Genomic DNA, 23,731 nt, shown 5'->3' with positions numbered 1-23,731 from the left:
GTCGCTGGACATAGTGTTTTTTCCTGTCAGAGAGAACGAAAGGTCCTGCTTTCCGAACGGATGTTATTTTACGATCTGCAAACCGCTTTGCGACTGGCTTTGAAGCATTTTTGAGCAGGCATTAGCGTATGCTTTTTATACGAAAGTATATGAATGGCCCGTAGCAGGGTAAAACCCGGACCTATGACGCAAGACAGATATAGCCAGCCAAGTCCCTTTTATTTGTAGGCGGCTGTGCTTAAGATGGGAGAGTTCATTATTTTGGTGTGTGGTCTTCTTATGGCGGAACAATCATGGCAGCCCTAAGGCATCGTCTGACAGCATTGTTTGAGCCCCGCTCGGTGCTGGTCGTGTCCACATTACCCTTGCCCCTGATCAAGGAAATGCCCGCCCGGCTGGCGGGACGGATTACGCAGGCGCGCATTACGGCCACCCAGGTTCTGGTGCCGGAGCGTCTGGATGGTTTGACAGATACACAGCGCCTGGACTTGGCGCTGGTTTGTATTGAGCCGGTGCGCTTGCCGCAGGCGCTCGATGCCATTCGAGTACACAAGCCACGCGTCGTTCTGCTCTTGTCCTCCAATCTGGCGTCCCGTGATCCCATGGAAGACATGGTTTATGCACGCTCCTGGGCACGTATCAATGATTGTGTGGTGTTAGGCCCCCGTGCTTTTGGTGTGCAGCGGCCTTATTTAGGGATCAATCTAAGCCACGAGCCACAGATGGCTTTGGCGGGCCGGGTTGCCCTGGTGTCCCAATCGCGTTCGATTACTTCGGCGCTGATGGATTGGGCTGAGGATGTCAGCCTGGGGTTCTCTGCCATTGTGTCGGTGGGTGACGAGGCGGTGATTGATGTACCCGAGGTGCTGGAATACCTGGCCATGGACCCGCGCACCGACAGTATTGCGCTGTATCTGGAACATACACCGGCATCGCGCCGTTTCACCAGTGCCTTGCATGCGGTGGCTGCCGTCAAACCTGTGGTGGTGTTGAAGGTAGGCGGCCAACGTCAGCAAGGGGAAGCCCACGAGGCGGTATTTAACGCTTTGATGCGGCGCGTGGGGGCGGTGCGGATCCGTTATTTTGTGCAGCTGTTCTCGGCGCTGAAAGTATTGGTTTATACCCGTCGCCCCAAAGGACGACGCATTGCCTTGTTCTCCAATGGCAACGGGGCGGCGCAGATGGCCCTGGATGTGTTGGGCTCGGATGCGGCGGTGACATGTCCCGAATTATCGGCATCGACTCAACGTGCGCTGGATAATTTGCTGGCCCCTGGCGATCAGGTGCAAAACCCGGTGGTCACCTATGTGCCGCTAACCCCCATGCGTATCGACTCGGTCATCTCCACCTTGCTGGATGATAAGGATATTGATGGGGTGCTGGTTTTGTTGACTCCCGATCCCTTGGCTGATATGCCTGCCGTATCGCGTGAACTGGCCATGTTGTCGGCCAGCGCCCGCAAGCCGATTATTACATGTCTGATTGGCGATGCGGATATGCGGCCCTTGCGCCATTTACTGGACGGCGTAGGCACACCGGCTTTCCGGACGCCGGATACGGCCGCCAATGCCTTTGATCTGCTGGCGCGCTATCACTACAACCAGCACTTGTCGCAGCAAACCTTGCCGCCTTTGCCATTGGGTACCTTGCCCGAAGTGGAGCCTGCCCGCGAACTGGTGCGTCAGATCCAAAGCGAACGACGCGAGGCCAGCGAACAGGAGTGTCGCGATCTGCTGCGCTACTTCCATGTGCCCGTGGTGGATTTGCGTATTACCCACGATCAGGGGCAGCCTGATCCGGATGTCCCGGCTATGGGTCTGCGTTTCGAGACAGACGACAAGCTGGGCCCTTACGCCGTGTTTGGTGGTGCAGACCATGCAGACTGGCTGTCGTCGACCTATCCGGCGGTGGAGTTGCCACCGCTGAACCGCTATTTGGCACGTCAGCTGGTAGAGCGTAGCCCGCTGTGGCGCAAGAGCTTGTCCGCGCAGTTGACTCCCTTGGTGTTGACGCAGCTTTTGCAGGTGCTGGAGCGCTTGTCGGATTTGATGAGTGAGCTGCCCGGCGTGAGTCGTGTGGTGCTGGACCCGATCATGGCGGGTGAGAACAGCCTGTACATCAAGAGTATTTCCATATCCCTGAGCAAGCAGTCCATGCTGGTACTGCCTGAGACCGCGGGCTATCGCCACATGGCGATTCACCCTTACCCGCGTCACCTGATTGAGCGGCGTCAGTTCAGTGACGATCAACGCTGGACCTTGCGACCTATCCGTCCAGAAGATGCCGAAGCACTGCAAGCCTTTATGCGCGGCCTGTCGGATGAAAGCCGCTATATGCGTTTCGTGTCCATGCTGCGCGAACTGACCCCACGCATGTTGTCTCGCTATACCCGTATCGACTACGACCGGGAGCTGGCGCTGATCGCGACGGTGCGTTCACCCAATCCAGACAACCGAAACCATCCGCGAGACGAGATTATTGGTTTTGCTCACTATCTGCGTAATGGTGATGGCCGGGGGGCTGAGTATGCCTTGGTGATTGGGGATGCCTGGCAGCGGCGTGGTCTGGGAGTCACCTTGATGCAGGCGTTGATCCAGGCGGCAGCGGAGCAGGGCCTGACGTATATAGATGGCTATGTGCTGGCTTCCAATGCGCCCATGCAGGCTTTGATGAAGCGTCTGGGCTTTCAGAACGATGCCGACCCCGAAGACCCCAGCATGCGCCGTGTCTGGCTGGATCTGGGCGAGACGCGCCGTTCTGACTAAACGCTGGCAGGAGCTGCAGCTAAGCGCTCTTCTGCCAGCAGTATTGCGTTTAATCTTCCCTTTCCGGTGCCGTAATCCATAGACGCCGGGCCGCTAAGATGAGCTCGTCACCGTGGATCACGATAGAGCTGACTCCGCGTCTTTGCAGGTTCATAAGCTTGGCGCGGGCTCAAAGAGTGGCGTCTGGCACTAAAGATCAGGGGAAGAAATGAGGCGTTTGATTGTGGTCATCCTGAAACGGCTGACAATGAGCCTATTTTTACTTGGTGGCTTGGCCGCCTGCTCCGTGTATGAAGCGTCGCCTCAGGACAATGAGCTCTACGAGTTTTCTCTGGAAAATGACACGTTGCAGATGAAAGACGGCGTGCGTTTGGCGGTGACCTACTACCGGCCAGCAGCAAAAAAACCGGGGGAGACATTTCCAGTCATTATGGAAATGTTGCCGTATCGCAAAGATGATTTTTTTGCGCTGGGCGACTACGAATATGGCTCCTATTTTGCCAAGCGCGGCTATGTGCTCGCACGGGTGGATGTACGTGGCACCGGGGGCAGTGATGGCCCAGTCCCTGAAAGCGAGTATTCGGCCGCTGAAATCGATGATGCCGAAGAGCTGATCGCACAGCTGTCCCGGAAAAGTTGGTCCAATGGCAAGGTTGGCATGTACGGACTATCCTGGAGCGCCTTCAATTCCTTGATGACCGCTCACAGAAAGCCTGCGGCACTGAAAGCCATTATTGCGGCGCACGGCTCGACAGACCTGTTCTACAACGATGTCCACTATATAGATGGTGCTTTGCACATAGACTCCTATGCGCATCAGATTGATACCGACAATTCAATGCCGCAGAGTCCTGACTATCGGATTGATGAAACCTACTTTCAGAATCGATTTGACCGTGAGCCGTGGATTTTTACCTGGCTGCGTCAACAGCAAGACGGTGAGTTTTGGCGTAAAGAATCAGTGGCGTTCAAAGAGCCCCTGGAGGTTCCGGCCTATTTGATCGGTGGTTTGCTGGATGGCTATCGTGATTTTGCCGTGGATGTCAGCCAGACTGCCAAGGCCCCCGTTATTGTGGAAATTGGTCCTTGGAACCATGCCTGGCCCGAGTACGGTGTGCCCGGCCCGAATTACGAATGGCGTCAAAAAGCGCTGCGTTGGTGGGATTATTGGTTAAAGGGTATCGAAAATGGAGTGTTAGAAGATCCTCGCCGCATGGCATTCATGCGGACTGGACATGCTCCGGCGACTGACCTGGAAACCGTGCCGGGCTACTGGCGTTGTGATGCCCAATGGCCGTTGGAGGGCAGTTCCACACAGCGCCTTTATCCACGTGCCGGGAAATATCTGGGGGAAGCGGGGCCGGCTCAGGAAATGGCTCAGACCTTGCCTTATCGGGCAGGTACCGGCTTGGCGGCCGGTGGCTGGTGGGGAGAGCAGACCGGCGATATGAGTGCGGACGATGCGCACAGCCTGGTTTATGATTCGGCCCCCTTGAGCGCAGCGATAGAAATTATGGGTATGCCGCAGCTAAACCTGCGCGTAGCGGCAGACGCACCGTTTTATCAGTGGAGCGTGCGCCTGGAAGACGTGGCCCCGGATGGCAAGGTGTCCTTGGTGAGTGGGGCAACCATTAACCCTGCGCAACGCTTCTCAAGGCTTGAACCTGCTGCTTTGGTGCCGGACCAGGAAACCTCCTTGGCAACAGCGATTCACTTTACAACGTGGCGCTTCAAGCCTGGCCACCGTATTCGTCTGGCTGTCTCGAATGCTCAGTTTCCCATGATCTGGCCCAGCCCTACGCCGGGCAGTACCCGTCTTTTTCCCGGTGAGGACACATGGCTGGACTTGCCTGTGGTGCCTGTACAAGAGCAAGGTACGCAAGCCTGCGTTCTGCCGCCACCACAAGCCAGTGATCAAGCCCCCTTTGGTCGGCAAATCGAGAATAATGGTCCGGTTTTCAATAGTGTGCGCAATGAGCAAACCGGAGACTCGACCTTTACAACGGTCAGCGATATTAGCTGGATGTTAAATGACAATATCTACAAGTCCAGTGAGTCGTATCGCTGGGATGTCAATGATGCGCAACCGGCTAAAGCCAGCTATCAGGGTGAGCGCCGCAACGTCTTTACCATCAAGGGCAGGGAGATAGACTTGGCGACGACGGCGCGAATCGAGTCTGACGCCTCTTACTTTTATGTCACTTTCACCAAGGTTTTGCGGGAAAATGGCCTTGTCGTCCGGGAAAAGACATGGACTGACCGCATTGCACGGGTCTATCAATAAGACCTGCTCAAGTTAAAAAAACGCCACTGATATTCAGTGGCGTTTTTCTTTTGGTCGGGTTGGGGAGCCCGTTGCAGGAGCAGCGCTTACTTCAGCACTTGCTTCAAGAATTGGCCAACGGCCGTGATTTCTTCCGGACAGACCGCGTGGGGCATGGGATACACATTCCATTGCACCTGATAGCCCATGGCTTTCAGTTGTTGGCGGCTGGCCTCGGCACGGGTGATAGGCACCACCGGGTCCATGCTGCCGTGCGCCATGAAAATAGGCGTGTCCTGGTTGGCGGGGTGGCGCTCGGCAGCGACGGCAGCGGCCAAAGGCAGATACCCAGACAGACAGAGCATGCCTGCCAGACGTTCGGGCAAACGCAGGCCGGTCTGCAAGGTCATGGCGCAGCCTTGTGAAAAGCCGGCCAGCACAATGTTTTCAGTCGGAATGCCGCGAGCGTTTTCGCGGGCGATCAGATTCTGCACGTTGATTTGGGATTGGCGCAGGCCGCTTTCGTCCTCGTGGCGGACCAGGTCAGCAACATAAATGTCGTACCAGGAGCGCATGGCCATGCCGCCGTTGATCGTGACGGGCTGAATCGGGGCATGTGGGAAGATGAAGCGGATAGCGGGGGCATTTTGCAGGCCCAATTCCGGCACTATCGGGGCAAAATCGTGACCGTCGGCACCTAAGCCATGCAGCCAGATAACGGCATGCTGAGGGTTGGCACCGGTTTCAATCTCAATCGACTCAAGCAGAGGGTTCATGGGGACTCCGAAAGATCTACCAAGGTCTTGATGTACTGGTACAAGGCACGGTAATGCTTGCGTTGGGGGTCTTGGCCCTGTTCCAGTGTGGAATTTTTTTCCGATTCTTTGCGCGCAGCCCGGATCAAGGTGCGCAATTGCTGGATATCGGCACCGGAAAATTCATTCATGAATTCGGTCAAAGCGTCGTCATTGCGCAACAACAGGTCGCGCAAAGCCTCCAGCCTGTGCATGGCACGGGTGTCTTCCTTGGAGCCGTTTTCCCAGACATCCAGTTGCTTCAGGATCGGTTCGGGGTCCACATTGCGCATCAGTTTGCCCACATAGTGGATCTGACGGCGACGGCCTTCGCGCGCCGTTGGGCTGATGCGTTTGGCAGCCTTGATGGCAGCCATCAGGGACTCGTCTAGATTTAGCTGTTTGAGTCTGTCGTCAGAGACCTCAATCAGGCGTTTACCCAGATCCAGTAAAGCGTGCATTTCGCGCTTAACCTGTGATTTGCTGGGGCGGTCGTAACCGTTTTCATCGATTTCAGTGCGTGGGCGGGACATAAGAAGTGAAATAGCAAAGATTGTCGCCAATTGGCTATGATAACCGCCTAACCCTCAAAGAGTAGCAATGAGTCATCCAACTATTTCCCAATTGTCGATCAGTGCCAATCAGTTCCAGTTTTGCGAATTGGTGGATGAAGCGCTGCGACATGCCAAAAAACTGGGCGCCAGTGATGCTGCCGTCGATATTTCTGAGAACAAAGGTTTGGCGGTGTCCGTGCGCCAGCTGGAACTGGAAACGGTAGAGCAGACGCAAGACCGCTCCTTGGGTGTGACGGTGTTCGCCGGCCAGCGCAGTGGTTCGGCATCGACCTCGGACTTTTCGGTCAAGGCCTTGCGTGAAACGGTAGAAGCTGCCTGGCATATTGCCCGCTACACCGCTGAAGATCCCTATGCCGGCCTGCCTGAAAAAGACATGCTGGCCCAAAGCTATCCCGATCTGCATTTGCACCACCCCTGGATGCTGGATGCGGATCAGGCCGCCAAGCTGGCGATCCGTGCCGAACAGGCCGCGCTGGAGTTGAGCCCGCTGATCACCAATTCCGAAGGCGCATCGGTCGATACGCTGGAAGGGCACTTTGTGATGGGGAATAGTCGCGGTTTCCTGGGGGGCTACCCCTATAGCCGCCACTCGCTGAGCGTCAGTCCCATTGCGGGCAAGGGCGACAATATGCACCGCGATTACTGGTACAGCAGCTCGCGCGATCCTTCTCGTTTGGCCAGTCCAGAGTCGGTAGGTCGTTATTCCGCTGAGCGTACCTTGTCGCGTCTGTCGGCACGCCGTATTCCTACAGGCCGTTACCCTGTTTTGTTCGAGGCGCCTTTGGCCGTGGGCTTGATCGGTGCCTTGGTTCAGGCTACCAGTGGCTCGGCCTTGTATCGTAAAACCACGTTCTTGCTGGATTCGCTGGGCAAATCCGTCATGGCCAAGCACATTGATGTGCTCGAGCGCCCACACCTGGCTGCTGCAATGGGCAGTGCCCCATTTGATTCTGAAGGGGTACGTACCTGCGATCGTGATGTGGTTCGGGGCGGGGAACTGAAGGGTTATTTTCTGTCTTCCTATGCAGGTCGCAAGCTGGGTGTGCCTTCCACAGGTAATGCCGGCGGCTCGCATAACCTGCTGCTTAGCTCGCGTCTGACTCGTCCCGAGGACGATCTGGATGCCATGCTGAAGAAAATGGGCCGTGGCCTGCTGGTCACTGAGCTGATCGGCCAAGGGATTAACTACCTGACCGGCGACTACTCGCGGGGTGCTTTCGGTTACTGGGTGGAAAACGGCCGTATTCAGCATGCGGTGGAGGAAATCACCATCGCCGGTAATTTGGCCGAGATGTTTGCGCAGATTGTGGCCGTAGGGGCGGATACTTTTGCGGCAGGTTCCAAGCGCACGGGTTCCATCCTGATCGAGCAGATGTCGGTAGCCGGTTCCTGATCATCCAGCCATGAAAAAACAAATCAGCCCGCAAGGGCTGTTTTGTTTTGGGCGTTGGGGGAAATGCTGCAGATCAAGGACCAGACAATATAGGGCCAGATTTGCGGGATAATCCGGGCTTTCCCCGGCCCCCTTTCGCGGCGCGCCAGTGTACTATCCATAGCATAAAAATATTTCCCAATTATCGTCGAATACCCACAAGGAGGTTATTCATGCAGCGTCGCTCGTTTCTGAAAAAGGCAGGTCTTGGCGCCGTAGCCAGCACTGCCGCTATTGCTGCTCCTGCTATTGCCCAAAGCAATCCCAAGGTTAATTGGAAGCTGACATCGACTTACGGCCCCTCTACCCCGGCCCTGTTTTCGACCGCTCAGGCGTTTTGCAAGATGGTGGAAGAAGCCTCGGATGGCAACTTCAATATCCGTCTGTACCCTGCTGGTGAAATCGTCCCCGGTTTTGGTGTAATGGATGCGGTTAGCAACGGCACGGTGGAGTGCGGTCAGACAGCCTCTTATTACTATTACGGTAAAGACCCTTCGTTCAGTTTTGACACGGCGGTGCCATTTGGCCTGAACGCTCGTCAAATGAATGCCTGGATGCAGGAAGGCAACGGCACCACGCTGCTGCGCGAATTGTTCGCTACTCGTAATATTGTCAACTTTGCTTTCGGTAACACCGGCACCCAGATGGGGGGTTGGTACCGCAAGGAAATCAATTCCCTGGAAGACCTGAAAGGTCTGAAAATGCGCACGGCTGGTTTTGCCGGTGAAGTGCTGGCCCGCATGGGCGTAGTGCCTCAGCAAGTGCCTCCTGGCGATATTTATCCTTCGCTGGAAAAAGGCACGCTGGACGCCGTGGAATTCGTGGGTCCTGTCGACGACGAAAAACTGGGTTTCCAGAAAGTGGCCAAGTACTACTACTATCCCGGTTGGTGGGAAGGTTCGGCCCAGGTGTCGCTGTACGTGAATGATGCCGCTTTCAAAGCCTTGCCCAAGCAATATCAGTCCCTGATTGAAATTGCCTCGCGTGCAGCCGGCGAACGCATGATTTCCCAGTACGACGCCCAAAGCCCAGCCGCTTTGCGTCGCCTGATCGCCAGCGGTGCGGTGTTGAAAGCTTTCCCGCGCGACGTGATGGACGAGTCCTTCAAGACTTCCAATATCCTGTACAAGGAATTCTGCGACAAGGATCCTATGTTCAAGAAGATTCACGACGACTACATGGGCTTCCGTGATGCGATCGTGCCTTGGTTCCGTGTTGCTGAAGGCTCCTACGACAACTACCTGGGCATTGCTCTGGCAAACCAGAAAAAAGGCTGATCCCGCAGCGTAGTCCGGACAGCGTGATCTGTTCCGGATGCTCGACCAGTCTTATCAACCCCTGTTTCTCCTTTGCGGAAAAGCAGGGGTTTTTTATTGGCGCTGTATTTTTTGGTGCACACTTGGCAGGCCCAGGAATGGCGCGAATTACGCGATACGGTCGAGGCGAGTCCAGGGCAGGCAACGTCCATTATTGGCGATACGGGGCCACAGGGATGTGGCGAAAAGCCCTTGTTTTTATACAAAACTCTAGTGTTATCCACTATTTATGCTATTATGGCGAGCTATTTGGCAGAAATGCACGGGCGGAATATAACGTCTTGGCAGGGCTGAATGGAGCTGCCCAACTTGTAAAGATGGGCGGATTGTATGGGCCAAGCATGTTGCTTTGACCCAGAATTTTAATATTTAGGAACCATCATGAAGACCTTCGTGGCCAAGCCGCTTGAAGTCAAACGTGACTGGTTTGTGATTGACGCTAAAGGCAAAGTCCTTGGTCGTGTGGCCAGCGAAGTCGCACGCCGTTTGCGTGGCAAGCACAAACCCGAATACACCCCTCACGTTGATACTGGCGATTACATCATTATCATTAACGCTGCTGACATTGCCGTTACCGGTAACAAAGCGCAGGATAAGAAGTACTATCGTCACTCGAATTACCCAGGCGGTATTTACGAAACCAACTTCCAAACCATGCAAGAGCGCTTCCCTGGCCGTGCCGTTGAAAAGGCCGTCAAGGGTATGTTGCCTAAAGGCCCTCTGGGCTACGCCATGGCCAAGAAACTGAAGGTTTACGCTGGTGCCGAGCATCCTCATAGTGCTCAACAGCCTAAAACTCTGGACATCTAAGGATAGGTCATGATCGGTAACTGGAATTACGGTACGGGCCGTCGCAAGACCTCCGTTGCTCGTGTCTTCATCAAGAAGGGTTCGGGCCAAATCGTAGTCAACGGCAAGCCTGTTGACGAATACTTTGCTCGCGAAACGGGTCGCATGATTGTGCGTCAGCCTTTGGTGCTGACCAACCATGTTGAATCGTTCGACATCAAGATCAACGTGCATGGCGGCGGCGAAAGCGGCCAAGCCGGTGCTGCCCGTCACGGCATCACCCGCGCTTTGATCGACTACGATGCAACACTGAAGACAGAGCTGAAGCAAGCTGGCTTGGTAACGCGTGACGCTCGTGCTGTTGAGCGTAAGAAAGTCGGTCTGCACAAAGCACGTCGCCGCAAACAGTTCAGCAAGCGTTAATTCGCCTCGCGACCTGTTTATGGTGCTCAAAAACCCCGGACTTGTCCGGGGTTTTTGTTTGCTGGCTACATTTGTCCTGCTTTGCTCGGTCTGGTGCTTGAGAACAGGCGGGACTACGTTAAGATAGAATTTTTGCTTGTCTCTCTTTCAGGAAAGTTCATGGCTACACATAGCGATACCCGGATCAAGGTAGGGATTGTCGGCGGTACAGGTTACACCGGGGTCGAGTTGCTGCGTCTGTTAAGTCAGCACCCCCAAGTAGAGTTGGTCGCCATTACCTCGCGTAAAGAGGACGGCGTGCCGGTGTCGGATATGTATCCGAACTTGCGTGGTCATGTGAATCTGAAATTTTCTACGCCTGAAACCGCCAATCTGGAACAGTGCGATGTGGTGTTTTTTGCCACCCCGCATGGCGTCGCCATGAGCCAGGTAGAGCGCCTGCTGGAAGCGGGTGTGCGGGTTATTGACCTGGCCGCCGACTTCCGCCTGCAAGATACGGCCGTGTTCCAGAAGTGGTACAAGATGGAGCACAGCTGCCCGGAAATCCTGAGCGAATCGGCTTATGGTCTGCCCGAACTACTTCGCGACAAGATTGCCCAGGCCAAGGTTATTGGTAACCCAGGCTGCTATCCCACTACGGTATTGCTGGGTTTGGCTCCCTTGCTGGAAGGCGGCAAGGCACTGGTTGATACCCAACATTTGATTGCAGACTGCAAATCGGGTGTTTCCGGTGCGGGTAAAGGTGCCTCGGTTCCGAATCTATTTGCCGAAGCCAGCGATAACTTCAAGGCCTATGGCGTGTCGGGTCACCGTCACCATCCAGAAATTGTAGAACAGTTGCAGCGTTTGGCCGGTGGCCCAGTCAACCTGACTTTCGTGCCCCATCTAGTGCCTATGATTCGCGGCATGTTTTCTACGATTTATGCGCGCATCAAGCCTGAAGCCATGGATACCGATTTCCAAGCTTTGTACGAACAGCGTTACGCACAAGAAACCTTTGTGGATGTGCTGCCCGCCGGTACTTTGCCTGAAACTCGCTCGGTTCGCGCCTCGAACCAGCTGCGTATTGCGGTGCAGCGTCCAGGTAATGGTGATCAACTGATCATTCTGGTGGTGCAGGACAACCTGGTTAAGGGCGCTTCGGGCCAGGCTGTGCAAAATATGAACATCTTGTTCGGCCTGCCAGAACAAACAGGTTTGAACCACGTTGCTATTTTGCCTTAAGGGGAACTTGGCCTTGGTGAGCAGGTCAAATGTTTATGGCTAAATCACCGCAAACCACTTCTCATACTGTTGCTCCTTCCCGTTCGCGGGGCGGGGCAACTACAATTGGGCTGGCTGTATTGCTAGGGGTGCTATTAGGTGGCGGTGGCCTTTGGCTCTACCGCAGCCTGACGCAGCCCGCCGATCAGTCCGAGCAAATTCAGCTGGCTATGCAGAATTTGAAGGGTAGCCAGCAATCCTTGCAGCAGATACAAAGCGAGTTTGAGGTTCTGCGCGGGCAATTGGTTCTGGAGGAGAGCACTCGCAAGGGTTTGGAAAAATCCCTGTTAGCCACCCAGACCGAGCTGGCCCAGACGCGCGAGCAACTGGCCTTTTACGAGCAACTGCTCCCGCCCGGCCCCAGCGGTTCGGTCACTGTCCGGGCCTTGGACATTAGTAAACGGGGCGATTTGCTGGAGTACAAGGTGTTGCTGCAACGTAACGCCCCAGAAGGAAAGGCTTTTTCCGGTCGCCTTCAGTTTCAGCTGACTGGGCGGCAAGACGGAAAAACCGTTAAAATCGATCTATCACCAAGTTCTGGACCAGACTCTGTACTAGCTGAATCGTCCCTAGAGCAGATTGATCCGTTAATCTTGAACTTCAATCAGTTTCAGCGAGCCATGGGTTGGCTTGCCTTACCGCAGGGATTCGAGCCTACGGCCTTGACCCTGAATGTCCTGGAAGGAAACGTCATACGCGCCTCCCGCCAGGAAAAAATCGCCCAGCCAGACTGAGCTCACCCGACCCACGGGTGGTCATGTGCAAGGCGATCACATGATAATTATTCATGCCGGCGGGGGCCGGCAGGAGAACCACATGAGCACTCTTACCGAATCCGTTGATCTGCAAGCCCCTCCATCACCCCTGATCTTTAGCGATTCAGCGGTTGAGAAGGTCCGTGAACTCTTGATCGAAGAGGGTAGCCCCGAACTGAAGCTGCGCGTCTTCGTCCAAGGCGGTGGCTGTTCCGGCTTCCAGTACGGCTTCACATTTGACGAACTGGTTAACGACGACGACACCATTATTGATAAAGGCGGCGTGCAATTGTTGGTTGACGCCATGAGCTTCCAATATCTGGTGGGTGCGGAAATCGATTACAAAGACGACCTGGATGGCGCTCAGTTCGTTATTCGTAATCCTAATGCCACGACTACATGCGGCTGCGGCTCTTCCTTTACGATGTAAGAAGGCAAGGCCGGCGCTGATTGTTCAGCGTTGCTGGTTTTAGCAGGTTTGTACAAAAACACCCTAGGCTCTGGATGCAGAGCCTAGGGTGTTTTTTATGGGCCTTTATTGAGGCTCAAGAAGCTCGGGTACAAAACCATGATTCACAGGAGTGCTGCTGAATGCATCGGGTTGGGTGTGTAGGACATCAAGCAGAGGGGCAAGGGAGCCTTGTGAGATTTGACTCTGTTGGCTGTGGCCCTGGCCGACGGATGATAATTCCATAGGACCTTAAGCTGACTTGGCTAAGCTAAAGACAGCTTTTAAGCCGGATAACAAGCACCCAGTACTGTCGCACGTCGTGCGCCTGTGACCGCAGGCAGTCCGGCAGGAATACGTTCGATATGGGCGTAAGCCAGCCAGGCAAAGGCCAGGGCTTCTATGGATTGCGGATCCATGCCTAGCTCGGCACTGGAGCGGATAGGCATTGGGACCAGATCGCCCAGGCGTTTCAGCATGGCTGGATTGGCTGCGCCACCGCCACACACAATCAACTCCTGAATCTGAGCTGTGTAAGGTTTGATGGCCTGTGCAACGCTATGTACGGTCAGATCCATCAGAGTAGACTGCACAATGGCAGGGTCAAGCGCCCCGTTCGGGGCCACGTGATCCAGATGCTGCTGCAACCAAGCCAGATTGAACAGATCCCGACCTGTAGATTTAGGTGCAGGCAGAGCAAACCAGGGTTCGCTTAACAGACTGTCGAGCAAGGCAGGATCAGACGCGGCGCTATTGGCCCATCGCCCGTTCTTGTCATATGACTGGCCCTGATGCTTATGCACCCAGGCATCCAGCAGCATATTCGCCGGGCCGGTATCAAAGCCAAAAACATCCTGTCCAGGAAGCAGTAGGGAAATATTGGCAATCCCACCCAGGTTCAGAATGACACGTCCATGTTCGTGGCGGAACAGGGCTTCATGAACAATAGGTACTAAAGGCGCACCTTGGCCACCCGCTGCGATATCCCGGCTACGGAAATCCGCAATCACATCCACCCCGCAGCGTTCGGCCAGCAGGGCAGGCGCATTTAATTGCAGGGTGTAGCCCTGGTCAGGTGCATGACGGATAGTCTGACCGTGTACGCCGATCGCACGGAGCAGATCTTTTTCCGGGCCTTGAGTCCAGGGCAGACAGGCTTGAGCGTAGAGTTCGGTCAACTGCAGGGCAGCGATACTGGCGCGGGCCAGCTCATTGTGCCCAGGCTGCTGCAAAGCCAGCAGCTCGTCTCGCAGGGCGGCGGGCATAGGCAGACTATGGGTTTTGTGTATCTGTGCCCCCTGTGGGCCGAAGGAAGCCAGCACGGCATCTACACCGTCCATGCTGGTACCAGACATCAGTCCGATAAACAGGGGGGCTTGCATAGGCTTAGCGACTGGCCAGCTTCACCGGTTCAGCGTCCGTGTGCAGCAAGGCGAAGCTGTTCTGGTAGGAAGCCAAGGTTTTCTGGAACTGCTTGCGTTGTGGGGCATCCAGTACGCGAGCAACGGGCAAGTCTACCGACAAGGGGTCAACCGCTTTTTGAGCAATGCGGAATTCGTAGTGCAGATGTGGGCCAGTAGCCCAGCCGGTCGAGCCTACATAACCAATCAACTGACCTTGCTCGACGCGATCACCTTTACGCAGGCCGGCAGCGAAGCGGCTCTGGTGGGCGTACAGCGTAGTGAATTGACCGTGATGCTTCAGGATGATGGTGTTGCCGTAACCGTTCTGACGGCCAACGAACTCAACCGTGCCGTCCGCTGTGGCGTGGATTGGGGTGCCGGAGGGGGCTGCGTAGTCCACACCTTTGTGATCACGCCAGCCGCCATGCACAGGATGGCGGCGACCACCAAAAGTGGAGCTGATTCGGGAGAACTTCAGTGCGGTGCGCAGGAATGCGCCTTTCAGGCTTTGCCCGCTGAAGTCGTAATAACCACCGGAGCCATTTTCAGGCTGGAACCAGGCGGCTTCGTGTGCCTTGCCCTGATTGATGAACTCCACCGCCAGCAAGCGACCGGAACCTACGTCCTGGCCTTCATGGCCATAGGATTCGTACACCACACGGAAGCTGTCGCCTTTGCGCAGGTCTTTCAGAAAGTCGATCTTGCTGCCCATCACATCAGCCATTTGCAAGGTGATGTTTTCGGGGACACCGGCTTGTTCACTGGCACCAAACAGCGAGCTGTTGATCGTGGCCTGGGCTACGCGCACCTGGGTTTGGGTCAGGTCGGTTTGTTCCAGGGCGATAAAGCCATTGTCGCCGTCAGGACGTACTTCCAGCCAACGGGCCAGGCCCTGGCCGGATTGTTCGGAATAAGGAGTGTGACGGTAGCGCAGCCACAGCAAATTACCATTGGCATCCAGTGCGGTTTGCACGGTACGGCCAGGGTACAGCTTGTAAATCGAGCGCGCTTGTTTGTCGTGGGTCAGAAACTGCAGCAGACCGTCTTCGCTGACCTGCATGCGTTGCAGCAGGGCGGACAGGGTGTCGCCACGGCGGATGCGCGTTTCGGTAATGTAGGCTTGTTGCTCTTGGGCCTGAAGCACGGTCAGGTCGGCAGGCAGAGTCAGGGCGGTACGGGCTTGGTAGATCAGGGGCTCGGGGCTGCTGGGCATCACCACGGCCAATGCGCCAGCGGCGACAAAAGAGCCAAGACCAAGTGTGATCAAACCGGCGCGGATAAAAAGGGCTCGGGCGGACCGAGGCTGCTGGATGTCGAGGTGGGAGGAGGAGCGTTTCCCTTTGCTGAACATAAAGCCAGAACCTTGTTGGACGTACAGTTCACCGTCCACCCGGCTGGCAGGCAGAGGTCAGTTGTACTGGGCGGACAGAACATTCCAGCCCTGGCAATCTGACCTGCGCGGGAATGATAAAATAATTGGGTTTACGAAACCTTGCTCAATTCTTAAGCACGTCTCACAATAGCAGGCTATCCTAGCGCATTAGGCTTAGTTTTTCGAGCATTTTTACTCATTAGTTTGTCACCAGATTTGTTATGTCATCCCCCTCAGAGCCCCTTTCTCCAGAAGTCCTGGCTGATTTAGCCATTGTCAAACGTGGTTGCGACGAATTGCTTGTCGAATCCGAGTTTGCCCGCAAACTGGCGCGCAGCCATGCCACAGGACAGCCCTTGCGAATTAAGCTGGGTCTGGACCCTACGGCTCCCGATATTCATCTGGGGCACACGGTGGTGCTGAACAAGATGCGCCAGCTGCAGGATCTGGGGCATACCGTCATCTTTTTGATTGGCGACTTCACCTCGACCATTGGCGATCCTAGCGGCCGCAACACCACTCGCCCGCCTTTGACGCCCGAACAGGTCATTGCCAACGCCAAGACGTATTACGAGCAGGCTTCGTTGGTTCTGGACCCTGAGCGTACGGAAGTTCGCTACAACTCGGAGTGGTGCGACAAGCTCGGTTCGCGTGGCATGATTCAGTTGGCTTCGCGCTATACCGTTGCCCGCATGATGGAGCGTGATGATTTCACAAAACGCTTCAAAGCGAATCAACCTATTTCAGTGCACGAGTTTCTGTATCCCTTATTGCAGGGCTACGATTCCGTTCAATTGAAAGCCGATGTGGAATTGGGTGGGACTGACCAGAAATTCAATTTGCTGGTGGGTCGCGAATTGCAAAAAGAATATGGTCAGGAACAGCAATGTATTTTGACCATGCCATTGCTGGTGGGTTTGGACGGCGTAGAGAAAATGTCCAAGTCCAAGGGCAATTACATTGGTATCAGTGAAACGCCGGACTCCATGTTCGGCAAGTTGATGTCCATCTCCGACACCTTGATGTGGCGTTACTTCGAGCTGCTGTCTTTCCGTAGCCTGGAAGACATCGCCGGTCTGCAGAAACAGATTGAAGAAGGCCGTAACCCGCGCGAGGTTAAAGTGGAGCTGGCACAGGAAATCGTCACACGTTTCCATAATGCCCAAGCGGCTGAACATGCGCTGGAAACATTCGATGCCCGTTTCCGTCGTGGCGAAATGCCCGAGGACATGCCTGAAATTACGATTGCCGGGCAATTGGCCTTGCTGCGCGTGTTGCGCGAAGCGGGTCTGGTGGCCTCGGGTAACGAAGCCCAGCGCAACGTAGAGCAGGGCGGCGTGCGTATCGATGGTGAACGCGTGGACGATAAAGGTTTGCAACTGGAGCCGGGCAGCTATGTGCTGCAAGTGGGCAAGCGCAAGTTTGCGCGAGTCACTTTGACCGGCTGATTGATTGTGGAGGTCTGCAATGAAACTGCGTAGTGATTCTTTTCAAGATCAGAGCGTGATTCCCGAGCGTCTGGCATTTTGCCGCTATGACGCGCAATCGAGAGTCGCCTTGGCCGGTAACGCCAATCCGCATCTGGAATGGTCCGATGTTCCCGAGCAGACCCAATCCTTTGTGGTTATTTGCCACGACCCCGACGTCCCCAGTAAACCGGACGATGTGAACCACGACGGGCGCGAGGTACCGGCAGATCTACCACGGGTGGATTTTTTCCATTGGGTCTTGATTAACGTTTCGCCCGAATTGCGCAGCCTGGCTGAAGGCTCTTACTCCAAGGGCATCACCCCACGCGGTAAAGCCGGTCCCTTGGCTCTGGACGATACCCGCCAGGGCGTGAACGACTTTACCAACTGGTTTGCCAGCGACCGCGACATGAACGGTGATTACTTCGGCTACGACGGCCCGTGCCCACCGTGGAACGATGCTTTGCCGCACCGTTATGTCTTTACGGTCTACGCCCTGGATATTGCTGAGTTGCCCCTGGAAGGGCGCTTCACTGGTCAGGACGTATTGCGTGCGATGGAAGGTCATATTTTGGGACGTGCCGCCTTAACTGGCGTGTACACCTTGAATCCCCGCTTGATTCAGCAATCCTGACTCCCTTAGGCGGACTGCTTGAGTTTTTTTCATATTCTCTTGAGTCCGCCTGCCGCCGCCTTACTTATTTCCACATTTTTTGGGGTTTCTGCCACCAGAGGCGTTTGTCTCGGTGGTTTCCCGTGCTTCCGCGCTAAAATACTGCTTTCTTAGTTTGCTACCACTTTATCCTTAGGAACCCTCATGTTTGACCGTTCTGCGACTCTTGACAAAGTTGACCCCGATCTTTGGGCTGCGATTCAAAACGAAGATGTGCGCCAGGAGCAGCACATCGAGCTGATCGCCTCGGAAAACTACACCAGCCCCGCCGTGATGCAGGCCCAGGGCACACAACTGACCAATAAATACGCGGAAGGTTATCCTGGCAAGCGCTACTACGGTGGTTGCGAGTTCGTGGACGTGGTCGAGCAACTGGCTATTGACCGCCTGAAAGAGCTGTTTGGTGCTGAAGCCGCCAACGTGCAGCCTAACTCCGGTTCGCAAGCCAACCAGGGCGTGTACATGGCTGTGCTCAAACCCGGTGATACCGTCCTGGGTATGAGCTTGGCTGAAGGCGGTCACTTGACGCACGGTTCGCCCGTGAACGCGTCGGGCAAGCTGTACAACTTCGTGTCCTACGGTCTGGACGAAAACGAAGAACTGGACTACGACCAGTTGGAGCGTTTGGCCAAAGAGCACAAACCTAAGTTGATCGTGGGTGGTGCTTCGGCTTACGCCCTGCGTATCGACTTTGAACGCATGGCTCGTATCGCTCATGAAAACGGTGCCCTGTTCATGGTAGACATCGCTCACTACGCCGGTCTGGTTGCTGGTGGCGCCTACCCCAACCCTGTACCTCACGCTGACTTTGTGACGTCGACGACGCACAAGTCCCTGCGCGGCCCTCGTGGCGGCGTCATCATGATGAAGGCCGAGCACGAAAAAGCCATTAACTCGGCTATTTTCCCCGGCATCCAAGGCGGCCCACTGATCCACGTGATCGCTGGTAAAGCTGTTGCGTTCAAAGAAGCATTGGCTCCTGAGTTCAAGGACTACGCTGCTCAAGTCGTGAAAAACGCTGATGTGCTGGCCCGTACGCTGGTTGAGCGTGGTCTGCGCATCGTGTCTGGCCGTACAGAAAGCCACGTCATGCTGGTGGATCTGCGTCCTAAGGGCATCACCGGTAAAGTGGCCGAAGAAGCGCTGGGCAAAGCCCACATCACGGTCAACAAGAACGCCATCCCTAACGATCCAGAAAAGCCTTTCGTTACCAGCGGCGTGCGTTTGGGTACTCCTGCCATGACCACTCGCGGTTTTAAAGAAGCCGAAGCGGAATTGACGGCGCACCTGATTGCTGATGTACTGGACAATCCTCACGATGAAGCCGTTTTGGCGGACGTTCGTCGCCGTGTACACGAGCTGACTGCTAAGTTGCCTGTGTACTCCAAGTAATCCAGCCGGAGCGGGCCGCAAGGCCCGCGATCTTGAATGAAGTGTCCGTTCTGCCACCATGCCGATACCCAGGTGATCGATTCTCGAATCACCGAAGAAGGCGACGCCATTCGGCGACGTCGTAAATGCTCGGCCTGTGAACGGCGCTTCACGACCTACGAGCGTGCAGAACTGAGCTTGCCCGTTGTGGCCAAGCGCAATGGCACGCGTATGGAATTTGACCCCGCACGACTGCGGGCGAGCATGGGTGTGGCGCTACGCAAGCGTTCTATCCCTATGGCTCAAGTCGATGCCGCTGTACAGCGTATCGAAGAAAAACTTCAACTGACTGGCGAACGTGAAGTCTCTTCCGAGACCATCGGCGAGCTGGTTATGGCAGAGCTCAAACAGCTGGATCAGGTGGCGTATGTGCGCTTTGCCTCGGTCTACAAGAGCTTTAAAGACATCCGCGAGTTCGTGCAGGCGATCGATGAAATGAACGATCCTGACCACGGCTAAGGCTTATGGTCGAGCAAGAAGACGTCATCTGGATGCGGCAAGCCTTGGAGCTGGCCGAGAAATCCCTTTATATCAGCGCCCCCAATCCGCGAGTGGCTTGCCTGATCGTGCGCGACGGCCAATTGCTGGCCTCGGGTTCGACCCAGCAAGCGGGTGGCCCACATGCAGAAGTCATGGCCTTGCAGCAAGCGCGTGAACGTGGCGTGAACGTGGCAGGAGCCACCTTTTACGTCACCCTGGAGCCATGCAGCCACCACGGGCGTACGCCACCTTGTGCTGATGCGCTGGTCAAGGCCGGTGCTGGGCGAGTGGTGTTTTCCATGTATGACCCCAACCCCTTGGTAGCAGGACGTGGAGCCACACGTTTGCGTCAGGCGGGAATTACAGTGGACGGCCCTTTATGCGTAGAGCAGGCACTGGCGATCAATGCTGGTTTCTTTGCCCGTATGACGCGATCACGCCCCTGGCTGTGGATGAAAATGGCGGCCTCTTTGGATGGCCGCAGCGCATTACCGGATGGGCGTTCGCAATGGATTACCGGGCCACAGGCGCGCGATGATGGCCATCATTGGCGCGCGCGCAGCTGCGTCGTATTGACGGGCATCGGAACCGTAAATGCCGACAATCCCCTGATGAACGTACGAGCCGTATCTACGCCGCGGCCACCGATCAAGGCGGTGCTGGATACGCATCTGCGTCTGGACCCTAAGGCAGCTTTGCTGGATGGCACGCAATGCTGGGTGTTTACGCATCGTCGCGATCCGGAGCGCGAAGCTCAATTGGCGGACCGCAATGCCCTAGTTATTCCCATGCCCTTGCACGAAGGCCAGGTGGATGTCCGAGCGGTACTGGACTGGATGGCAGAGCAGCAGGTCAATGAAATCCATGCGGAAGCAGGGGCACGCCTTTCCGGTGCTTTGATTGATGCGGGTGTAGTGGATCAACTGCTGATGTATCTGGCCCCTAAAATTCTGGGCCAGGGGCGTGGTGTAGCGGATATTACCGCCTTGTCCGGACTAGATGATGTTGAACCCTTTGAGTTCACTGATGTGCGTTTATTCGGTGCCGACCTGCGAGTTCTGGCGCGCCAGCGTGACCATTGGGACGCCTTGTTGCAGGCAGTGGGCGGGGCTTCTCCTTCGGACTTTGAGTAAGCGGTATACGCGGTCATCCCGAAGTTGAGGCGACAGGCTCTACATTTAGCCAACGAAAAAATTTGAACACTTGCGTTACAAGGATAAGTCCTGCTATTATTATGGACTTGGCATTAGCAGCTTCAAATTGCTTGCCAAACGAACAATTAGGACAGGTGGCCGAGCGGTTGAAGGCGCACGCCTGGAAAGCGTGTATACGTTTATAGCGTATCGGGGGTTCGAATCCCCCTCTGTCCGCCAAGAATTCAGTACCCGAAAACCCGCCCTGCGCAAGCTAGGCGGGTTTTTTGTTGTCTGCGATGGCTTGGGCTTGCCTGAGGGGTAACGCAGGCCGTGCAGCATTTAAGGAATCAGACTCAGGCGGTCGACCTCGAATTCAGTTTTGCGTAAACCCTTGTCAAATTCGCCAGTCAGTTCTACTTTCTGTTCGGCGTTAATGGTCTGGCCAGCTGGAAAATCTTCGTTGTCGATCTCTACCGTGATGCGGCCTGTGGCATCCTCAAAAATGTAGCGTTCGTCGCCCTCAAACGATACCAAACGACCTTGCAAACGAGCGATCTGATCATCGCGGCCGGTGTCCAGTAGCTGTTTGACGGTGATGAGCTGTACGTTGCTCGGGCCAGAGTAGGAGCCCGGAGCACTGGCGGCTTGTGGGGCATTGTTGGGGCCGGTGTAGCTAGTGGGTTGTGCGATGGCGACGGTGGTGCCAAGAGCAAGTAGGGCGGCGGCGAAGGTGGGGAAAGTGAATCTCATGGGTGGGTTTCCTGTAGCGGGTGAATGTTCCGCCGATTGCGGAATGGTTTTATTAGAACCCCCGAACCTGAAGGCAATCTGAAGACACTCAGTTTGCTGGAAAATCCAGTGCCACTCCCAGGCCCTGACCCTCTAGCCCATCTTCAAAAGACAACTTGGCATCATGCAAGGCGGCAATACGCGCCACGATGGACAAACCCAGGCCGTTGCCTGGCTGCCCGGTGCCAAGTACGCGAAAGAATTTCTCTCCCAAACGAGTCCGTTGGTCGGGAGACACACCAGGCCCATTGTCACGGACAACAAGACGCACACCACCGTCGGACCTGCGTGTGGTTTCGATTCGTACCCGGGCCCCTGCTCCGCCGTAGAGCACGGCATTGCCAATCAGGTTGCGTAAAGCACTGCTTAACAACACAGGGGCAGCCTGCAGCATTGTCACTGCTAACGTTCGCTCAATAGTCACTGGTAGAGCGGGAGGCGATGGACTCAAACTGTCCAGAATCTGATTCAGATCTACGGTTTCACGTTTCAGGGGCTCGGCCTGCGGCTCTAGTCTCGTTAAGGCCAGCAGGCTTTCTACCAGGGTAGTGCAACGGTCCAGGTCAGTGCGCAACTGCTGCAGATGAGGGTCCGGCAGTTGAAGCTCGCGTTCGATCAACTGAACTCGCATGCGCAGGCCAGCCAGTGGAGTGCGTAGCTCGTGCGCCGCATCGGAGGTAAATTGCCGCTCACTCTCAAGCGCTGCAGATAGACGAGCCATTAGGGCATTAAGTGCGTCCAGTATGGGTTGCAGCTCGCGTGGCGGGTTTCCGCCTTGCACGGGCGTGAGGTCATCGGGTGATTTGGAGTTGATGTGTCTGGCAGTGTCCTCCAGAGGGCGCATCAGGCGTCGTATCAATAACCAGCTTAATAGGCCCAACAAAGTGAGCAAACCCAATGCGGGCCAGATCAGGTTCTCGGCCATGTCCTCCAGCAGTTCCAGCCGCTCCTTCATGGGCTGAGCGACTTGCGCAGTCACCCCTTCTGGCCCTGGGCGGACATACACCCGCCAGAGCTCATCGTCGACCCATACCGTGCTGGTGACTTCGCGTCTGGCTTGGGGCAAAAAGGCTGTCTTTGGGGTGTCGTCACCACGCAGCAGGACCCGGCCGTCCGCTGCCACCAACTGGTAATACATACGTAGCTTGAGTGCATCACCACGGTTCAGGAGTGCGCCGGGTGTACTGGGAGTAGCCTGCGCCCCTTGCGGGTCCAGTAACAACACCAAGCGCGCCCCTTCTTCCAGGGCATCATCAAGAACTTCGCTGGTGGCATGCCAGGCAACACCGACCACGATGGACAGGCTGACCAGCCACAGGCTGATGCTGGTTCCCATGACGATCAGCAGCAGGCGTCGTCGCAAAGACCAGCCGTCTGGACGTAAAACCGGGGTTTTGGGTCTAGAGCGTCGACGAAGCAGTTTCTGGATCAGGCGTTTCATGTTGGCGCCAGCCCGTAGCCTTGATTACGTACAGTGACGATGAAGTCACTACCTAGTTTCTTACGCAGATTGTAGATGTGTACTTCGATAGCGTTGCTTTCTACTTCTTCGCTCCAGCCATAGAGAGCTTCTTCAAGCTGGGCGCGACTTAAAATATGGGAGGGATGGTGCATCAGGGCCTGCAGGACGGCGAATTCGCGCGCGGTTACGGCCACGGGCTTGTCGTTTAACGTGACGCGTTTGGCTGTCGGGTCGATGGTGACGGCACCATGACGCCATTCGGGGGTGGTTTGCGCAGCGCTGCGGCGTAAGGCTGCCCGTACTCGTGCGGATAGCTCTTCAAGATCAAACGGTTTGACTAGATAGTCGTCTGCCCCCAGATCCAGGCCTTGTACTCGGTCAGCCAAGGTATCACGGGCGGTGATCACAATGGCTGGAACCTGTGCATGAGACCCATCGGCCCCCCGCAAGCGACGCAGAACGGCATCGCCGTCCAGTCCGGGCAGGCCCCGATCCAGCAATATGCATTGATAGGTATGAGTCGCTAAGGCTGTCGCAACTTGATCGCCGCGTTGTAGCCAGTCCACGGCATAGCCGTCCAGATGCAGCCATGACTGCAAGGAACTGCCTAGCGAGGGATCGTCTTCGATTAAGAGAATACGCATGTGCACAGCCTGGCAGGGAAAGATGAAGGGAAACTGATGCTAGTGTGAT

The 23,731-nt window shown here is 55.7% G+C and carries 21 protein-coding genes and 1 tRNA gene; 15 read left to right on the top strand and 7 right to left on the bottom strand.

The window, feature by feature from the left end:
• Positions 1 to 293 precede the first annotated feature (293 nt).
• Together IE156_RS10145 and IE156_RS10140 are read left to right on the top strand one after the other, a co-directional pair.
• Positions 294 to 2,765 carry a bifunctional acetate--CoA ligase family protein/GNAT family N-acetyltransferase gene (locus tag IE156_RS10145; protein WP_189392425.1) on the top strand — a complete coding sequence of 824 codons (2,472 nt, stop codon included), beginning with the start codon at positions 294 to 296 and terminating at the stop codon, positions 2,763 to 2,765.
• Between the two features lie 208 nt (positions 2,766 to 2,973).
• The gene (locus IE156_RS10140; protein WP_189392424.1) at positions 2,974 to 5,049 is read left to right on the top strand and encodes a CocE/NonD family hydrolase; all 2,076 of its coding nucleotides are present in this window, start codon (positions 2,974 to 2,976) and stop codon (positions 5,047 to 5,049) included.
• 86 nt (positions 5,050 to 5,135) lie between these two features.
• Here the strand turns inward: IE156_RS10140 and IE156_RS10135 are convergent, their stop codons facing one another.
• Both IE156_RS10135 and yjgA read right to left on the bottom strand, forming a co-directional pair.
• Entirely contained in the window at positions 5,136 to 5,804 is a 669-nt protein-coding gene (locus IE156_RS10135; protein WP_189392423.1) for an alpha/beta hydrolase, read from the bottom strand.
• Positions 5,801 to 6,355, bottom strand: coding sequence for a ribosome biogenesis factor YjgA (gene yjgA, locus IE156_RS10130; RefSeq protein ID WP_189392422.1), 555 nt, complete (start codon positions 6,353 to 6,355; stop codon positions 5,801 to 5,803). Before yjgA ends, IE156_RS10135 begins: the two co-directional genes overlap by 4 nt.
• A gap of 67 nt (positions 6,356 to 6,422) precedes the next feature.
• Here yjgA and pmbA point away from each other — a divergent pair, with 67 nt between their 5' ends.
• From pmbA to erpA, 7 genes are all read left to right on the top strand, one after another.
• Positions 6,423 to 7,790 (top strand): metalloprotease PmbA, encoded by a 1,368-nt coding sequence (gene pmbA / locus IE156_RS10125; RefSeq protein WP_189392421.1) that lies wholly within the window; start codon positions 6,423 to 6,425, stop codon positions 7,788 to 7,790.
• A 212-nt stretch (positions 7,791 to 8,002) separates the two neighbouring features.
• Positions 8,003 to 9,106 (top strand): TRAP transporter substrate-binding protein, encoded by a 1,104-nt coding sequence (locus IE156_RS10120; RefSeq protein ID WP_189392420.1) that lies wholly within the window; start codon positions 8,003 to 8,005, stop codon positions 9,104 to 9,106.
• Between the two features lie 420 nt (positions 9,107 to 9,526).
• Positions 9,527 to 9,955 (top strand): 50S ribosomal protein L13, encoded by a 429-nt coding sequence (rplM, locus tag IE156_RS10115; protein ID WP_094197715.1) that lies wholly within the window; start codon positions 9,527 to 9,529, stop codon positions 9,953 to 9,955.
• A 9-nt stretch (positions 9,956 to 9,964) separates the two neighbouring features.
• On the top strand, positions 9,965 to 10,357 hold the full coding sequence (rpsI, locus tag IE156_RS10110; RefSeq protein WP_189392419.1) for a 30S ribosomal protein S9: 393 nt from the start codon (positions 9,965 to 9,967) through the stop codon (positions 10,355 to 10,357).
• A 159-nt stretch (positions 10,358 to 10,516) separates the two neighbouring features.
• On the top strand, positions 10,517 to 11,581 hold the full coding sequence (gene argC / locus IE156_RS10105) for an N-acetyl-gamma-glutamyl-phosphate reductase (protein ID WP_189392418.1): 1,065 nt from the start codon (positions 10,517 to 10,519) through the stop codon (positions 11,579 to 11,581).
• 35 nt (positions 11,582 to 11,616) lie between these two features.
• Positions 11,617 to 12,354 carry a DUF6776 family protein gene (locus IE156_RS10100; RefSeq protein WP_189392417.1) on the top strand — a complete coding sequence of 246 codons (738 nt, stop codon included), beginning with the start codon at positions 11,617 to 11,619 and terminating at the stop codon, positions 12,352 to 12,354.
• Between the two features lie 82 nt (positions 12,355 to 12,436).
• Positions 12,437 to 12,805 carry an iron-sulfur cluster insertion protein ErpA gene (gene erpA / locus IE156_RS10095; protein WP_189392416.1) on the top strand — a complete coding sequence of 123 codons (369 nt, stop codon included), beginning with the start codon at positions 12,437 to 12,439 and terminating at the stop codon, positions 12,803 to 12,805.
• A gap of 302 nt (positions 12,806 to 13,107) precedes the next feature.
• Here erpA and IE156_RS10090 read toward each other — a convergent pair whose 3' ends face one another.
• The gene (locus IE156_RS10090; protein ID WP_189392415.1) at positions 13,108 to 14,205 is read right to left on the bottom strand and encodes an anhydro-N-acetylmuramic acid kinase; all 1,098 of its coding nucleotides are present in this window, start codon (positions 14,203 to 14,205) and stop codon (positions 13,108 to 13,110) included.
• Between the two features lie 4 nt (positions 14,206 to 14,209).
• Entirely contained in the window at positions 14,210 to 15,577 is a 1,368-nt protein-coding gene (locus IE156_RS10085) for a M23 family metallopeptidase (RefSeq protein ID WP_189392414.1), read from the bottom strand.
• Positions 15,578 to 15,819: 242 nt separating this feature from the next.
• Here IE156_RS10085 and tyrS point away from each other — a divergent pair, with 242 nt between their 5' ends.
• From tyrS to IE156_RS10055, 6 genes are all read left to right on the top strand, one after another.
• The gene (gene tyrS, locus IE156_RS10080; protein ID WP_189392413.1) at positions 15,820 to 17,046 is read left to right on the top strand and encodes a tyrosine--tRNA ligase; all 1,227 of its coding nucleotides are present in this window, start codon (positions 15,820 to 15,822) and stop codon (positions 17,044 to 17,046) included.
• A gap of 19 nt (positions 17,047 to 17,065) precedes the next feature.
• Positions 17,066 to 17,701: a YbhB/YbcL family Raf kinase inhibitor-like protein gene (locus tag IE156_RS10075; protein ID WP_189392412.1), complete on the top strand. Its 636-nt coding sequence runs from the start codon at positions 17,066 to 17,068 to the stop codon at positions 17,699 to 17,701.
• A 183-nt stretch (positions 17,702 to 17,884) separates the two neighbouring features.
• On the top strand, positions 17,885 to 19,132 hold the full coding sequence (glyA, locus tag IE156_RS10070) for a serine hydroxymethyltransferase (RefSeq protein WP_189392411.1): 1,248 nt from the start codon (positions 17,885 to 17,887) through the stop codon (positions 19,130 to 19,132).
• Between the two features lie 36 nt (positions 19,133 to 19,168).
• The gene (nrdR, locus tag IE156_RS10065; RefSeq protein ID WP_189392410.1) at positions 19,169 to 19,630 is read left to right on the top strand and encodes a transcriptional regulator NrdR; all 462 of its coding nucleotides are present in this window, start codon (positions 19,169 to 19,171) and stop codon (positions 19,628 to 19,630) included.
• Positions 19,631 to 19,635: 5 nt separating this feature from the next.
• Positions 19,636 to 20,784 (top strand): bifunctional diaminohydroxyphosphoribosylaminopyrimidine deaminase/5-amino-6-(5-phosphoribosylamino)uracil reductase RibD, encoded by a 1,149-nt coding sequence (ribD, locus tag IE156_RS10060; RefSeq protein WP_189392409.1) that lies wholly within the window; start codon positions 19,636 to 19,638, stop codon positions 20,782 to 20,784.
• A 149-nt stretch (positions 20,785 to 20,933) separates the two neighbouring features.
• Positions 20,934 to 21,024, top strand: a tRNA-Ser gene (locus tag IE156_RS10055).
• Between the two features lie 102 nt (positions 21,025 to 21,126).
• On the opposite strand, the gene IE156_RS10050 is transcribed toward IE156_RS10055, so the two are convergent.
• From IE156_RS10050 to IE156_RS10040, 3 genes are all read right to left on the bottom strand, one after another.
• Positions 21,127 to 21,537 (bottom strand): YgiW/YdeI family stress tolerance OB fold protein, encoded by a 411-nt coding sequence (locus IE156_RS10050; RefSeq protein ID WP_189392408.1) that lies wholly within the window; start codon positions 21,535 to 21,537, stop codon positions 21,127 to 21,129.
• Between the two features lie 88 nt (positions 21,538 to 21,625).
• Positions 21,626 to 23,017 carry an ATP-binding protein gene (locus tag IE156_RS10045; RefSeq protein ID WP_189392407.1) on the bottom strand — a complete coding sequence of 464 codons (1,392 nt, stop codon included), beginning with the start codon at positions 23,015 to 23,017 and terminating at the stop codon, positions 21,626 to 21,628.
• Positions 23,014 to 23,682 (bottom strand): response regulator transcription factor, encoded by a 669-nt coding sequence (locus tag IE156_RS10040; RefSeq protein WP_189392406.1) that lies wholly within the window; start codon positions 23,680 to 23,682, stop codon positions 23,014 to 23,016. Before IE156_RS10040 ends, IE156_RS10045 begins: the two co-directional genes overlap by 4 nt.
• Between the last annotated feature and the right edge of the window lie 49 nt (positions 23,683 to 23,731).

The sequence above is a fragment of the Alcaligenes pakistanensis genome (assembly GCF_014652815.1).
Taxonomy (GTDB): domain Bacteria; phylum Pseudomonadota; class Gammaproteobacteria; order Burkholderiales; family Burkholderiaceae_B; genus Alcaligenes; species Alcaligenes pakistanensis.
The sequence above is the reverse complement of the archived record's forward strand: the minus strand, read 5'-3'. Positions and strand labels throughout refer to the sequence as shown.